This is a genomic window from Xanthomonas floridensis, assembly GCF_001642575.1.
GTDB lineage: Bacteria > Pseudomonadota > Gammaproteobacteria > Xanthomonadales > Xanthomonadaceae > Xanthomonas > Xanthomonas floridensis.
In genome coordinates this window covers 91,962-107,646 of sequence record NZ_LXNG01000057.1, presented here as the reverse complement: position 1 = coordinate 107,646, position 15,685 = coordinate 91,962, and the positions used below count along the sequence as shown (strand labels likewise).

The window sequence follows — 15,685 nt, the reverse complement described above, 5'->3', positions numbered from 1 at the left end:
GCGCGACCGTCCCGGGATGTCATAACCAGTGCCTCGGCGAGCCCGAGCGTGAAGTCCCTGCCGAATCGCAGCGTTGTCGGTCACTGGCGCACCGGGGCTGGTGCGTCGTCGTCGATTGGTACTATATTGGACCTATCGAATTTGGGCGGACGGGAACAACGATGGCCAAGGCCAAGGCGGACGCCGACAAGCGACTGGACGAGCTGCATCTGGACGCATCCGCGCCAACCCCCTTGTACCTGCAGCTGGCCGGCAAGCTCACCGATGCCATCCGTGGCGGTCAGTGGAAGGCCGGCGAGGCGCTGCCGGCAGAGCGCCAGCTGTGCGAGCGCCTGCAGATCTCGCGGGTGACCCTGCGCCAGGCGGTCGACGTGCTGGTCGAACAAGGCCTGGTGTCGCGCCGGCAGGGCGCTGGCACCTTCGTCACCACCCAGATCCAGCACCAGCTCAGCGGCCTCACCAGCTTCAGCGAGACGCTGCGCATCAAGGGCTACGAGCCCGGCACGCGCTGGCTGGAGCGGCGCCTGCGCCCGGCCCATGGCGAAGAGATCCTGCGGCTGGGCCTGTCGCCGGATGCGGCGGTGGCTTCGCTCACGCGTCTGCGCAGCGCCGATGACCGCGTCATGGCCTATGAACATGCCGTGCTGCCGCAGCGCATCGTGGCCGACCCGCAACAGGTGGGCGATTCGCTGTACAGCTATCTCGATGCGCAAGGCACCCCGGTGGTGCGGGCACTGCAGTACTTCCGCGCGATCAATCTGCCGGCGCGGCTGGCCGAGCATCTGCGCATGAAAACCGGCGAGGCGATCCTGCACGTGGTGCGCGTGGGCTACGCCCGCGACGGCAGCGCGATCGAATTGACCGACACCTATTGTCATAACGACTTCTACGACTTCGTCGCCGAACTGCGCCGCTGACGCCAACGGCATTCCCTACGACAACCTCAGAGCCAGCCGATCCATGACTACCGCCAGGCCCGCAAATCCCGTTGTCTCGATCGCCATCGTCGGCGTGCTGTTTTTCATCATCGGCTTTTTCACCTGGATCAACGGGCCGCTGATCACCTTCGTGCGGCTGGCGTTCGACCTCAACGAGGTCAACGCCTTCCTGGTGCTGATGGTGTTCTACCTGTCGTACTTCTTCCTGGCACTGCCGGCGTCGTGGATTCTCAAGCACACCGGCATGAAGAAGGGCCTGGCACTGAGCCTGGTGGTGATGGCCGTGGGCGCGGCCGGCTTCGGCCAGTTCGCCACCCAGCGCTGGTATCCGGGCGCACTGGGCGGCCTGTTCGTGATCGGTAGCGGCCTGGCGCTGCTGCAGACCGCAATCAACCCCTACATCAGCATCCTCGGGCCGATCGAAAGCGCCGCGCGCCGCATCGCCTTGATGGGCATCTGCAACAAGATCGCCGGCATCCTGGCGCCGATCCTGATCGGCTCGCTGGTGCTGCACGGCATCGGCGACCTGTCCGCGCAGGTGGCCAGTGCAGATGCCGCAACCAAGGAAACCTTGCTCACAGCGTTTGCCGCCAAGATCCACGCACCGTATCTGGTGATGTCCGGCGTCCTGCTGCTGCTGGCCATCGGCGTGCTGTTCTCGCCGTTGCCCGAACTCAAGGCCTCCGAGGCCAATGCCACGCTCGGCGCCAAGACCGGCCTGCAGAAGCACAGCATCTTCCAGTTTCCGCATCTGTGGCTGGGCGTGCTGTGCCTGTTCGTCTATGTGGGCGTGGAAGTGATGGCGGGCGATGCCATCGGCACCTACGGGCATGGGTTCAACCTGCCGCTGGACAGCACCAAGCTGTTTACCTCCTACACGCTGGGCGCGATGCTGCTGGGCTACATCGCCGGCTTGGTGCTGATCCCGACCGTCATTTCGCAGGCGCGCTATCTGAGCGTGTCGGCGGTGCTGGGTGTGCTGTTCTCGCTGGGCGCATTGTTCACCCATGGCTACGTGTCGGTGGGCTTCGTCGCCGCGCTCGGCTTTGCCAACGCGATGATGTGGCCGGCGATCTTCCCGCTGGCCATCCGCGGGCTCGGCCGTTTCACCGAAATCGGCTCGGCGTTGCTGGTCATGGGCATTGCCGGCGGTGCGATCATTCCGCAGCTGTTCGCCATTCTCAAACAGCATTACGACTTCCAGGTCGTGTTCGCTGCGCTGATGGTGCCGTGCTATCTGTACATCCTGTTCTATTCGCTGCGCGGTCACCGCGTGGGCCTGCCGGCCCAGGCCAAGTGAGCGAAGCGGCATGATGCGTTCCGACGACCAAGGCACACCCATGCGCAGGCCCACCATCAAAGACGTCGCCGAGCGCGCCAAGGTCTCGTTGAAGACCGTGTCGCGGGTGATCAACAACGAACCTTCGGTGATGCAGGCCACGCGCGCGCGCGTGCTGCGTGCCATCGCCGATCTCGACTACGAACCCGATCCGTCCGCGCGCAACCTGCGCAGCGGCACGCCGTTCGTGATCGGCCTGGTCTACGACAATCCCAATCCGTACCACATCATCGGCATCCAGAACGGCGTGCTGGCCGCTTGCCGCGAAACCGGCTTCGGCCTGCAGATTCACCCCTGCGATTCCACATCGCCGCTGCTGGCCGAAGAACTCGCCGAATGGGTGCAGCGCTCGCGCCTGGCCGGGGTGGTGTTGACCGCGCCGATGTCCGAGCGTCCCGAGCTGCTCGCTGGCCTGGCCGCGCGCGGTATCAAGAGCGTGCGCATCATCGCCGCCACCGATGATCCCGGCGATGGCCCCTGCGTGTATATCGACGACCGCGATGCCGCGTATGAAATCACCGAGCATCTGATCCAGCTCGGCCATCAGCGCATCGGCTTCCTGTGGGGCGGGCCGCAGCATCGCTCCAGCGGCGAGCGCTACGCCGGTTACGAGGCCGCGTTGAAGGATTACGGCATCAGCCTGGACAAGCACCTGGTGATTCCCGGCGACTACACCTTCGACGATGGCTTCCGTGGTGCGCGTCGGCTGTTGTCGCTGCGCGAGCCGCCCACCGCCATCTTCGGCAGCAACGACGAAATCGCTGCCGGCGTGCTGGCCGCAGCCAAGTCCACCGGCATGAACGTGCCGTACCAGTTGTCGATCGCCGGTTTCGAAGACAGCCCGTTCTCGCGGCAATCGTGGCCGGCGCTGACCACGGCCAAGCAGGCCACCGACGACATCGCGCGGCACGCCGCACGCCTGTTGATCAGCCAGCTGCGCAGCGATGCCTACGACGACCAACCCGCGCAACTGCAGAACCGCGGCTTCGTGCCGCAACTGGTGGTGCGCGGCTCCACCGCACCGGCGCAGACGCCGGCCAGCAAACCCCTTCCCCCCGAATCCGCCTGAGCTCCGATGAACCTCCCCCAGGAAACCGACACCCTGATGTTCCGCGAGGCGGCGCAGACCGCCGACGTGGTCGCCGCACAGTTCGCGCGTAACGCCGACACCATTGCCGCACTGGCGCAGTCGCTGCGCGATAACCCGCCGCCGTTCGTGGTGACCTGCGCGCGCGGCAGCTCCGATCACGCCGCCACGTATGCCAAGTACCTGTTCGAGACGCAGTTGGGCATCGTCACCGCTTCCGCATCGCCGTCGGTGGGCTCGGTGTACGCCGCACCGCTGCAGCTGCGTGGTGCGCTGTACATCGTGATTTCGCAATCGGGCAAGAGTCCGGATCTGTTGCGCAATGCCGAAGCCGCCAAGGCGGCTGGCGCGCGCGTGGTGGCGCTGGTCAACGTGGAAGATTCGCCGCTGGCGCAGCTGGCCGATGTGGTGATTGCGCTCGGTGCCGGCCCGGAAAAAAGCGTTGCCGCCACCAAGAGCTATCTCGCCTCGCTCGCGGCGGTGCTGCACCTGGGTGCGGTGTGGAAGAACGACCCCGCACTGCTCGCCGCAGTGGACGCGTTGCCGCAACAACTGCGCAGCGCCTGGCAGGCCGACTGGTCCGCACTGACTACCGGTTTGACGCCCGCGCATAACCTGTTCGTGCTCGGCCGCGGCCTGGGCCTGGGCGCGGCGCAAGAGGCAGCGCTGAAATTCAAGGAGACCTGCGGCCTGCATGCCGAAGCCTACAGCTCGGCGGAGGTCAAACACGGGCCGATGGCATTGGTTGGCCCGGGCTTTCCGGTGCTGGTGTTTGCCCAGCCCGACGAAACCGGTGCCGGCACGCGCGCGCTGGCCGAAGAATTTCGCGCACGTGGCGCGCAGGTGTGGCTGGCCGCGCCCGATGGCGATCTGCCGCTGGCCGATGCCGCACACCCGGCGTGCGCGCCGCTGCTGACCGTGCAGAGCTTCTATCGCGCGATCAATGCGCTGGCACTGCAGCGCGGCCATAATCCCGATCTGCCTCCGCACTTGAACAAGGTCACGGAAACCGTTTGAACATGGATGCTTCCCCGATTCAAGCGCTGTGCAATGCACGTGTGTTGACCGACGACGGTCTGCAGGATGGCCTGGCCGTGCTGCTGGACGGTGCGCAGATCCAGGCGATCGTGCCGGCCGACGATGCACGCGTGGCGCAAGCGCATATGCGCGTGGATCTGGGCGGCGCCACCTTGCTGCCGGGTTTCATCGACATCCAGGTCAACGGCGGCGGCGGGGTGCTGTTCAACAACGCACGCGACCCGCAGGCGCTGGCCACCATTGCGGCGGCGCATCGCCGCTTCGGTACCACCGGCATGCTGCCGACCCTGATCAGCGATACCGCGCAGGTGATGGCCGAAGCGATCGAGGCGACGCGCCAGGCCATCGCACAAGGCGTGCCCGGCGTGCTTGGCATCCATCTGGAGGGGCCCTACCTGAGCCCCGCGCGCAAAGGCACCCACGACGCGCACAAGTTCCGTCTGCCGGACGCGCATGAAATCGCCGTGGACACCTCGCTGGACAACGGCGTCACCCTGATCACGCTCGCCCCCGAGCGCGTGCCGGTGGAGGACATCCGCGCGTTCGTGGCTGGCGGTGCAATCGTATTCGCCGGCCACACCGCGGCAACCTACGAGCAGGCGCGCGATGGCATCGCTGCCGGCGTGAGCGGATTTACCCATGTCTACAACGCGATGTCGCAGCTGGCAGGGCGCGAGCCCAACGCCGTGGGCGCCGCGCTGGAAGACCCGCAGGTGTGGTGCGGTGTCATCGTCGATGGCGTGCACGTGCACCCGGCCAGCCTGCGCGTGGCGTTGGCGGCCAAGCCGCGCGGCAAGCTGCTGCTGGTGACCGACGCCATGCCGATGGTCGGCAGCGACAGCCCCAGCTTCGACCTGTACGGCGAAACCATCACTGCGGTGGATGGAGTGGTGCGCAATGCCGACGGCGCTCTCGCCGGCTCGGCGCTGGACATGGCCACCGCCGTGCGCAACAGCGTGCGCTGGTTGGGCGTGGATCTGGCCGAAGCCGCACGCATGGCGTCCACGTATCCGGCGCAATGCATCGGCCTGGGCGAGCGCCTGGGCCGCATCGCACCTGGCTACCAGGCCGATCTGGTGCTGGTGGACGCCGACGTGCAGGTAGTGGACACCTGGGTGGCCGGGCAGCGCGACGGACGCCGCACATGATGGTTGCGCCTGCTTTCGGGCAGGTGCATCCCTTGGGCTATGTCTGCAGGTGGCAATGAGGTCTGGCGTATCCGGGCGTAGTGCTACGGTGAAGCGTCCTTAGCTCTCCGACATGGTTGTTCAGGCATTGCGGTGGTTACAGCAGCGGCAATACCTGGCCGGCACCCGTCCGGACGGGTTGCGGTACCGTTTCCGTTGCGTGCGGATCAGCGGCCGAATCATGGCGGCTGCGAGGTGGGTGGTTTGGCCATCCACCCGCAAAACGCCGTGGCTGCTAGAGTCGGCATCGACTCAAGGACAAGGCAGGACCGATGAGCAATGCACGGATGCGCTGGTGGTGGGTGGGGTGGTTGCTGTTCTGCATGCACGCGACCGCTGCCGCTTCTGCCTCCTGGCAGCTGGTTGCCGGCGGCACGGACTACCGATTGGAGGTCGCGCAGGGGGATGTGCAGGCGGCCGAGGGCGCCCGGTTACGTCTGACCGCCGGTGCCAATCGCACGGCCGCCTTCGGTGCGGTAGCCGTGCAGCTGGACGCCGCTGCGCTGCGTGGTCAGTCGCTGGCGCTGGACGGCCTTTTGCAGGCATCCCAGGCGATGCAGGGTGCAAACCTGTGGATGCGCGTAGTCGATGCGCAGGGCAAGGTCTTGGCATTCGAAACCTCGCAGGCTGATCGGGTGGGTGGCAATGCCCAGGCGCAGCGTCGCATTGCGATGCAGATTCCCCCGCAGGCAAGTCGATTGGCAGTCGGCGTGGTGCTGCGAGGAGACGGTGCGGTCGAGGTGACCGGCTTGCGTCTGATGGCGCAGGCCATCGTTGATGCTGCACCGGCGTCCGCGATCCTCGACGTTGCCATCCCGGCCATCCGTGACCACGCACTGCAGCGCACCCGCATCGACTGGGCCACCCGCGAGCCACAGCTGCGCGCGCAGGCCGCAGACATGCGCGAAGCCGACGCGTACGCCGCCATCGATGCGCTGATCGCCGAGCTCGATGACGGCCACAGCTTCCTGATGCGCCCCGCGGCGCGCCGCCAGATGGAGTCACTCGCCGCCGCGCGACCCGCAGTGCAGGCACGTTTGCTGCCGCCGGATGTGGGCTATGTCGAGGTGACTGGCTTGATGACCTCGTCCGGTGATGTCAGGGGGGCCTATCAACGCGCGCTTGCCGCCGCGCTGGATGGCATGGCATCGCAGGCGCGCTGCGGATGGGTCATCGATCTGCGACAGAGCACCGGCGGCACGATGTGGCCGATGGTCAATGGGTTGCAATCGTTGCTGGGTGACCAGTTGCTCGGGTACTTCGTCGACTCGACAGGCCGGCAGACGCCCTGGCATGCGAGGCCTGCTGCCGGCGCGCACGCGTCGCAAATCGAGCGCCCGGTAGCCCTACTGATCGGGCCACACACGGCAAGCGCGGGCGAGATGGTTGCCATCGCGTTCCGTGGCCGCCCGGCAACGCGCAGTTTCGGCCAGCCGAGTGCGGGGCAGACCACCGGCAATCGCTCGGTCGATCTGCCCGGTGGTGGCGTTCTTGCAATTGCCAGCACTGCGACGCAGGACCGCAATGCACAGCGTCTGGATGGCGCATTGCAACCGGACGTGGTGCTGGACCCGCGGGGCGATGCCGTCGCTGCGGCGGCGCAGTGGCTGCGGACGCAGCGGTGCGTGCAAGCGGATTGAGGCGGATACGCATCAACATGTGCTCGCAAACGCGTCAGTGTGCTGTGTGCATGGCGCCTACGGAGAGGCGACGCTTCCGTGGAAACTTGCGCGAACGAATCGATGCCAATCGCTTGTCATGACCGCATGACACAGGGTGGTATCGGCACCATGGCGATCATCCGGCTCGCAAGGCCTCAGACCTGGCGAGCCGAACCACTGAATGGCCTTGCGACCCGCGCGTACCACGCCAGGCAGCCATCGCGTCTTGCATCGCATCATTTCACTGCGCAGCCTTCCCGCGTCACGCTGCCTGGCGCAGTGGTCTGTGTGTGCAGCCGCCCGGACTGCGATAAAGGTCACGCTGTTATTCAATTATCGACGGCGACTACAGCGTATCTCGCATAAATCCAGGCATTTCTGACCATTGGTTGACAGTGCCATGATCGGAAGGCACCTTCGCTGATAACGTTGTCAGCGAACAGGAGCCTGTTCCATTCGATCACTTCATTGCCAGCCGCCCATGCTGCGGTCTGGTAGTCCGATCTGCACGCGAAACGCGCGTGTGGGTCATTGCTTGCATTCCGGCGCAGGGGACGGAGTGCAGCACCGCGCGCGCCGCGCTCCAGTGCAACCCATCGGTTGCGGCCTGACGTCTCCGCCACGAGGTCAATGCAATGCTGTTTCCCCGTCTGTTGTCGTTGTCTGTCGATTCACTCTGCACCACTGCCGCGCGGTCAATCCCCGCGCACGATCGTAGCGCTTCGGCGCTGCCCACTGGTCCCGCTAAGCGCACGCCAATGGCCAGGATCGACGGTCCGATGCAGGGCGCAGGCGCGCGAGCGCGTACTGCAGTGCGCAGGCCATCGCCGCAACACGCGCCATTGGGCGTTGCGGTCCGCGCACTGTTGATCGGGGGCGCCGCACTGGGTGGTGCGCTGGCGCTCCCTGCGTCTGCGCAACAGCAGCCCGTATCGGCGCCCGCACCATCGCAGCCCGCACCGGTTGCTGCACAACAACAGCCGCCAGCCAATCCTTCGGTGTCCACGCTGGACGAGATCAAGGTGGTGGGTTACCAGGCCAGCCTGGGCAAGGCGCTCAACGTCAAGCGCAATGCTGACGCGATCGTGGATGCGATCAGCGCCGAGGATATCGGCAAGTTCCCCGATACCAACGTGGCCGAATCGTTGTCGCGCCTGTCCGGCATCACCGTGGATCGCCAGTTCGGCGAAGGCGAAAAAGTGAGCATCCTCGGTACCGATCCGGCGCTCAATCGCGTCCTGCTCAACGGTCAGACCATCGCCTCCACCAGTTGGGGTGGCGACCCCAACGACCCGGACAGCCGTTCGTTCAACTACAGCACGCTGGCACCGGAAGTGGTGGGCCTGATGGAGGTCTACAAGACCCCCGAGGCGCGGATCGACGAAGGCTCCATCGGCGGCACCGTGATCGTGCACACGCGCAAGCCGCTGGAGCTCGATCGCAATACGCTCACCGGGACAGTGAGCTACGGGTACAACGATCGCTCCGAGGAGGGCAAGCCGAACGCCTCCGCGCTCTACAGCTGGAAGAACCAGGACGAGACCTTCGGCGTACTGACCTCGGTGATGCACTCCCAGCGCGTGCTGCGCCGCGAGGGCGTGGAGATCTTCGGTTACGACGATGTCGCTGGCGCCGCGTTTCCGCCTGCGGTGGTCGGCAACAATACTGGCGTGTTCCCCACCTCGATCAACACCGCGTTGTTCCAGCAGACGCGTAAACGCGATGGCATCAGCGCTGCGCTGCAGTGGAAGCCCGATGCCGACTTCGAGCTCAACCTGACCGGTCTGTACGTCACCGAGAATTTCGACAACTACAACCAGAGCCGCTACGGCTACTGGGGATCCAACCCCGGCGATGCACGGGCGCTGGGGTTCGAAAACGGCGTGGCCACCTCCGGCACGTTTGGCGATCAGTCCACCACGTTCCTGGATGGCTACCTGCGCAACAGCGATGTCAGTACCGGCAGCATCCATCTGCGCGCCGACTGGCATGGCGACGGCTGGAATGCCTCCAGCCAGGTCGGTTACACCAGCTCGCAAGGCGGTGCCGAGCGCATCTACGGCATCCAGTTCCGCAACCTGGCCGGCTACAGCTACACCATCGACGGGCGCCGCACCGCGATGGACTACAGCACCGAGCCGACCAATACGGCGGCGATGCAGCTCAACAACGCCTCGGCCAGCCACAGCCCGCAGTACGACAAGGAGCGTTACCTGCAGCTGGATTTCGACCATGCGGTGGAATGGGGGCCGTTCACGCAGATCCTCACTGGCATCAAGCTCACCAACCACGCCACCGGGCAGTCGTCCTATAGCCGTACCTGGGCGCCCAACGATGGCAGTACGCTGGCGGATTTTTCGCCAGGCACCACGCCATCCGGCTACCTGGATGGCCTGTCCACCAGCGCCGACATGCAACGCTGGTCCACCATTGGTCGCGGTGCGATCAGTCGCTACATCGGTGGCCTGGAGGGCGATGCCGGCTTGCCGATCAGCTACGCAGGCAATTACAGCATCGAGGAGCAGAACCGCGCCTGGTTCCTGCAGGGCAACTTCTCCGGCGAGCGCTATCGCGGCAACATCGGCGTGCGCTACGTGCATACCCGCGATTCCACCGATGGCTTCAGCTATGCGCCGGGCGGCAGCTACACGCCGGTCAACTTTCTCAGCAGCTACGGCAAATGGTTGCCGGCCTTCAACATCGCCTATGACCTGCGCGATGACCTGATGCTGCGTTTTGCCGCCTCCAAGGTCATCGCGCGGCCGCGCTACACCAACATGACCCCGTACGTGGCCACCGACGACACCACCTTGACCGCCTCCACCGGAAACCCCGGCCTGAGCCCCTACGAGTCCACCAACCTGGGCGCGTCGCTGGAATGGTATTTCGCCGACAGCAGCCTGCTCAGCGCCGAGTTCTTCTCGCGCGATATCTCCAACTACATCCTCACCACCGTGCAGGACCGGGTGTTCTTCAACAATGCCACCGGTGGGTCGAGCACCTATCAGACCTCAGTGCCCACCAATGCCGGCGATGCCAAGGTGCAGGGCGTGGCGCTCAACCTGCAGCACAACTTCGGTAACGGGTTTGGCGTGGTGGCCAACTACACCTATTCCGACTCCAGTACCGACGGCGACTACAGCCTGCCGTACAACTCGCGCAACGCCTACAACATCAGCCCGTACTACGAGCAGGGCAAGTGGAGTGCGCGGGTGAATCTGGGCTGGCGCTCGGAGTACTTCACCCAGATCGGTCGGCTCAATGGCCAGCAGATGACCGATGCCTTCACCCAGGTCGATGCCTCGTTCGGCTACCAGGCCACCGAGCGGCTGCGCGTGGCGCTGGAAGCCACCAACCTGCTGGACGAAACCTACTTCAGCTACATCGGCAACAAGAACCAGCCGTACTACCTCTACAAGAACGGCCGGTCTTTCATGCTGAGCCTGAATTTCAAGCTGTAAATAGTGCCGGGCGGCTGCGAAATGCGGCCGCTTCGGTTTCGATTGGCAGGGCGGCGTGTCGATGGAGGCCTCGCAAACGCAGGGGCTGCCTGGGACGGTCAGAGCATGATGGTTTGGCTCTCAGTACTGCCATGCCATCAGGTCATGGTGTTCAATCGAGTAGAGGCCTGCCAGACCTTGAATGGTGGAGCGCCAGATGCACATCGCAGGCTATGGACTTGCGACACGTATCTTTTAAGGGCATTCAAAAGAGGCCTCGCTCCTGCAGCGCATGCGAGAGCTGCTGCGCAAGCCAATGCATCACTCCTTGCTGCCGCCCCCGGAGCCAGTGACACGCTATCGCCTGGCTGTGGCGGGTTTGGCCTGCACCAAGAACGACACCGTCCTGTGCAGCCCGTATGGTGCACATCGGTTGAGCGACTGATGTTCGTGCGCGGGAGGCGGTCTTACTGATCGTGGTTGCGCATCGCCGCGATTGCGGCAATCCGCGCCTTCGCCAAGGCCTGCCCGATCTGCGGTCCTTGCAGGCCGGTCGCGGCCAGGTCGCGCGCATTGATCGCCAGTGCTGCTGCATGCAGACGCTTGAGCTGTTCGCCTTGCGGGTAGGCCGTTTCTTCGCTGCCGAGGCGGCCACGCTTGTCGGCCTCGCACACCAGCGCCAGCTGCGCGATGCGCTCGGGCCGGCGAAAACCATCGCAACGCACCAGCAAGTCGTGCACGGTGCTGTTGCGCAGTTCGGGCAGGCGATGCACGTTGAGATGTTCGCGGCAGGCGGCGACGGCCAACTGGCGATAGTCCTGCGGCACCTTGAGCCGTTCGCACAGCGCCAGCAGCGGGTCGACACCGCGCTGCTCATGCATCAGGTGGCGAGGCCATTGCTCCGGTGGCGTCAGCGCCTTGCCCAGGTCATGGGTGAGCGCGGCAAAGCCGATCAACGCATCGCTGGGCGCCAGACGTGCGGCCATGTCGCTGACCATCTCCTGGTGAACGCCGGTATCCACTTCCGGGTGGAAGTCGGCGCGCTGCGGCACGCCGTACAGCGCATCGATTTCCGGCAGGATGACGCGCAATGCATCGGTGTCGTGCAGGGTGCGCAAGAATGCCGACGGCCGTGCGCAGCTCAACGCCCGGCGCAGTTCCTGCCAGACACGTTCGGGCACCAGGCTGTCCAGCTCGCCACTGGCCGCCATTTCGCGCATCAGCGCTGCGGTCTCCGGCGCCAGCGTAAAGCCAAGTGGGGCGAACCGCGCCATGAAGCGTGCCGCACGCAGGACGCGCACGGGATCTTCGATGAACGCCGGCCCCACATGACGCAGGATGCGCGCCTGCAGATCGCGCGCACCGCCATACGGGTCCACCAGCGCGCCGCTGTCTTCGTCGCGGGCAATGGCATTGATGGTGAAATCACGCCGCAGCAGATCTTCTTCCAGCGTCACCGAGGGATCGGCATCCACCACGAAGCCGCGATAGCCCCGGCCCGATTTGCGCTCGGTGCGCGCCAGTGCATATTCCTCGCCGCTACGCGGGTGCAGGAACACCGGGAAGTCCTTGCCCACCGGCTTGAAACCCTGCGCTTGCATCTGCGCCTGATCGGCACCGACCACCACCCAATCGCGGTCACCGGCCGGCTGGCCGAGCAAGGTATCGCGGACGGCGCCGCCAACGAGATAGATCTTCATGTGCACATGATGCCCGATGCGACGCGCGAGCCGAAGCCCCCCGAAAGAAGTGCTTTAGCCGTAATGAGCAGTCGCAACATCGCCAGCGCGCTGTTCAAGGCAGTCTGCCGCGTTGGGCGCTGCTGCGCGATAAGGAGGATTGGTCGCGGAATGGACGCGCTGCAGCTTGGCCGCAGAATCCTGCCCGCTGCATGACGCGAAACATGCCGCAGATGCATCCGTGCTGGACCGTGCATGGCACCGGGCCGAACGAGCGCTGGCGGCGGCAGCCTGCAAACATCGCTCGAGAGAGCTGGTGTGCGCTGGTTGGAGCTGTGCGTGACCTGTGTCGGCCGGACGATGGGCTGTCCGGTCCGACGGCTGCTCCGACGCGCAGGTCCCGAGGGGACTGCGCGCCGGCGCATGCGCTATCGCGCAACGGCGTGATGCACTGCCTCAGAGTTTGGCGCGTTGCTCGCGCAGGCCGGTCAGCTGCACCGTCCAGTCGTTCAGGCGTGCACGCTCCTGCTCAACCACCGCGGCCGGCGCGTTCTGCACGAAGGTGGCGTTGCCCAGCTTGCCGTTGCACTTGCCGATCTCGCTTTCCACGCGCTTGATTTCCTTGTCCAGGCGGGTGCGTTCGGCATCCATGTCGACCAGGCCCTCCAGGGGCACCAGCAACGTCAGTTCGCCGACGATGGCGGTGGCCGAGGGCGGCGTCTCCTGGCCGGCATCCAGCCAGTCGATCGCTTCGAGCTTGAGCAGGAAGGACAGTTGCGATGCGAAGCGCGCCACGCGCGTGCGGTCGTCGGTGTTGCCGGCCTGCAGCAATAGACGCACCTGCCTGGATGGCGGCACGTTCAATTCGCTGCGCACGCGGCGTAGTGCCGACACCATCGACTTCAGCCATTCGACATCGGCTTCTGCACCGGCGTAGCCGCCGGTATCGAGGTCGTTGGCCTGCGGGAAGGCCTGCAGCGAGATGGTGGCGTCGGTGATGCCCAGGCGCGGAGCGACCTGCTGCCACAGTTCCTCGGTGACGAACGGGATCAGCGGGTGCAGCAGGCGCAGCAGGGCTTCGAGCACGTAAAGCAGGGTGTGGCGGGTGCTGGCGGCCGCATCGCTGCCCTGCATGGCATCGCTGAGCGCCGGCTTGGACAGCTCGACGAACCAGTCGCAAAACGCGTTCCAGGCGAACTCGTACAACGCCTGCGTGAGCAGGTCGAAGCGGTAGTTGGCGTAATGCGCGTGGGTGTCCGCAGTGACCTGGTCCAGGCGCGCCAGAATCCACTTTTCCGTTTCGGTGCGCGGTTGCGGCACGCCGGCAAAGCGCGCGCCTTCAGTGTTCATCAGCACGAAGCGCGTGGCATTCCACAGTTTGTTGCAGAAATTCTTATAGCCCTCGGCACGTCCCAGGTCGAACTTGATATCGCGGCCATGCGTGGCGAGTGCGGCGATGGTGAAGCGCAGCGCGTCGGCACCGTGGGCGATGATGCCGTCCGGGAATTCCTTGCGGGTGGCCTTTTCGATCTTGGGCGCATCCTTGGGCTTCATCAGCCCGGTGGTGCGCTTGGCGATCAGGTCCTCGATGCTGATGCCGTCGATGATGTCCAGCGGGTCGAGCACATTGCCCTTGGACTTGGACATCTTCTGGCCCTGCGCATCGCGGATCAGACCGGTGATGTAGACATCGCGGAACGGCACCTGGCCGGTGAAGCTGTCGGTGGCCATGATCATGCGCGCCACCCAGAAGAAGATGATGTCGAAGCCGGTGACCAGCACCGACGATGGCAGGTAGCGCTCGAAGCCGCGCTCGGCCATCGCGTGCGCATCCGGCCAGCCCAGCGTGGAGAATGGCCACAGCTGCGAGGAGAACCAGGTTTCCAGCACGTCGCTGTCCTGGTGCAACGCGACCTCGGCACCCAGGCCATGTTTGGCGCGCACTTCGGCTTCGTCATGGCCGACATAGCACGTGCCTGCCTCGTCGAACCACGCCGGAATGCGATGGCCCCACCACAGCTGACGGCTGATGCACCAATCCTGGATGTTCTCCATCCAGTGGCGATAGGTGTTGATCCAGTTCGGCGGCACGAATTTGATCTGGCCGCTTTCGACCAGCTCCAGGCCGCGCTTGGCCAGCGCGTCCATCTTCACGAACCACTGGTCGGTGAGATACGGCTCGATCACCTGGCCGGTGCGGTCGCCGCGCGGGACCTGCAGTTTGTGCGGCTTGGTTTCCACCAACAGGCCGAGGTCTTCCAGTTCGGCCAGCACCAGCTTGCGTGCGTCGTAGCGATCCAGTCCGCGATAGCGCTCCGGTGCTTCGTCGTTGAGGGTTGCGGTGACGGTGAACAGGTTGATCATCGGCAGCGAGTGCCGCACACCCACCTGGTAATCGTTGAAGTCATGCGCAGGCGTGACCTTGACCACGCCGGTGCCGAACGCGCGGTCCACGTAATCGTCGGTAATCACCGGCACCTGGCGGCCGGTCAGCGGCAGCACGATGCGTGCGCTGTGCAGCGTGGCGTAGCGTGCATCGTCCGGGTGCACCATCACGGCGGTGTCGCCGAGCAGGGTCTCCGGGCGCGTGGTGGCCACCACCAGATAATCGCGGATCTCGCGCAGCGTCTCGACGCCGTCGGCATCGTGCTCGACGTGTTCGTAGGTCACACCATCAGCCAAGGTGTAACGGATCGACCACAAAAATCCGTCTTCTTCGACGTTTTCCACTTCCAGGTCGGAGATGGCGGTCTTCAGCACCGGGTCCCAGTTGACCAGGCGCTGGCCGCGATAGATCAGGCCCTGCTCGTACCAGCGCACGAAGGCTTCGTTGACCGCCGCCGACGGTTGCGGGTCCATGGTGAAGGTGCTGCGCGACCAGTCGCTGGAGGTGCCCAGCCGGCGCATCTGGCGCTCGATGGTGTCGCCGGACTGCGCCTTCCACTCCCACACCTTGGCGATGAAGCCTTCGCGGCCGAGCGTGTCGCGCGTTTCGCCCTTGCCTTCCAGCGCCAGATTGCGCGAGACCACCATCTCGGTGGCGATGCCGGCATGGTCGGTGCCCACCTGCCACAGTGTGTCGAAGCCACGCATGCGGTGGTAGCGCACCAGCGCGTCCATCAACGTCTGCTGGAACGCATGCCCCATGTGCAGCGTGCCGGTGACATTGGGCGGCGGCAGCAGCACGGTGTAGGGCTCGCCCTTGCCGGACGGCGCGAAGTAACCGGCCGCCTCCCATTGCGCATACAGGCGCGATTCGAAGGAAGCGGGGTCGTAGCTGGAGGCGAGGGTGGTCATAAGGCGGGGAATGGGGAGT

General features: G+C 65.3%; 9 protein-coding genes. 7 read left to right on the top strand and 2 right to left on the bottom strand.

All coding sequences use genetic code 11. The features are described 5' to 3' along the window. Positions 1-194: 194 nt before the first annotated feature. The 7 genes from A7D17_RS21365 (at position 195) to A7D17_RS21335 (ending at position 10,711) form a co-directional block, all read left to right on the top strand. Positions 195-917, top strand: a complete 723-nt coding sequence (locus tag A7D17_RS21365) for a UTRA domain-containing protein (protein ID WP_193395383.1) — start codon at positions 195-197, stop codon at positions 915-917. Positions 918-960: 43 nt separating this feature from the next. Further along, complete coding sequence (locus A7D17_RS21360; RefSeq protein ID WP_064510947.1) at positions 961-2,238, top strand: sugar MFS transporter; 1,278 nt, start codon at positions 961-963, stop codon at positions 2,236-2,238. Between the two features lie 40 nt (positions 2,239-2,278). Continuing rightward, complete coding sequence (locus A7D17_RS21355) at positions 2,279-3,346, top strand: LacI family DNA-binding transcriptional regulator (protein ID WP_029218977.1); 1,068 nt, start codon at positions 2,279-2,281, stop codon at positions 3,344-3,346. Positions 3,347-3,352: 6 nt separating this feature from the next. Beyond that, entirely contained in the window at positions 3,353-4,381 is a 1,029-nt protein-coding gene (locus A7D17_RS21350) for an SIS domain-containing protein (RefSeq protein WP_064510946.1), read from the top strand. 2 nt (positions 4,382-4,383) lie between these two features. Continuing rightward, on the top strand, positions 4,384-5,550 hold the full coding sequence (gene nagA, locus A7D17_RS21345; RefSeq protein WP_064510945.1) for an N-acetylglucosamine-6-phosphate deacetylase: 1,167 nt from the start codon (positions 4,384-4,386) through the stop codon (positions 5,548-5,550). 311 nt (positions 5,551-5,861) lie between these two features. Then, a complete protein-coding gene (locus A7D17_RS21340; RefSeq protein WP_193395381.1) occupies positions 5,862-7,229 on the top strand; it encodes a S41 family peptidase in 1,368 nt (455 codons plus the stop codon). Between the two features lie 905 nt (positions 7,230-8,134). Continuing rightward, a complete protein-coding gene (locus A7D17_RS21335; RefSeq protein ID WP_064511008.1) occupies positions 8,135-10,711 on the top strand; it encodes a TonB-dependent receptor in 2,577 nt (858 codons plus the stop codon). Between the two features lie 446 nt (positions 10,712-11,157). Here the strand turns inward: A7D17_RS21335 and A7D17_RS21330 are convergent, their stop codons facing one another. Beyond that, positions 11,158-12,390 (bottom strand): multifunctional CCA addition/repair protein, encoded by a 1,233-nt coding sequence (locus A7D17_RS21330; protein WP_064510944.1) that lies wholly within the window; start codon positions 12,388-12,390, stop codon positions 11,158-11,160. A gap of 435 nt (positions 12,391-12,825) precedes the next feature. Next, positions 12,826-15,666, bottom strand: a complete 2,841-nt coding sequence (locus A7D17_RS21325; protein ID WP_064510943.1) for a valine--tRNA ligase — start codon at positions 15,664-15,666, stop codon at positions 12,826-12,828. Positions 15,667-15,685: the final 19 nt, after the last annotated feature.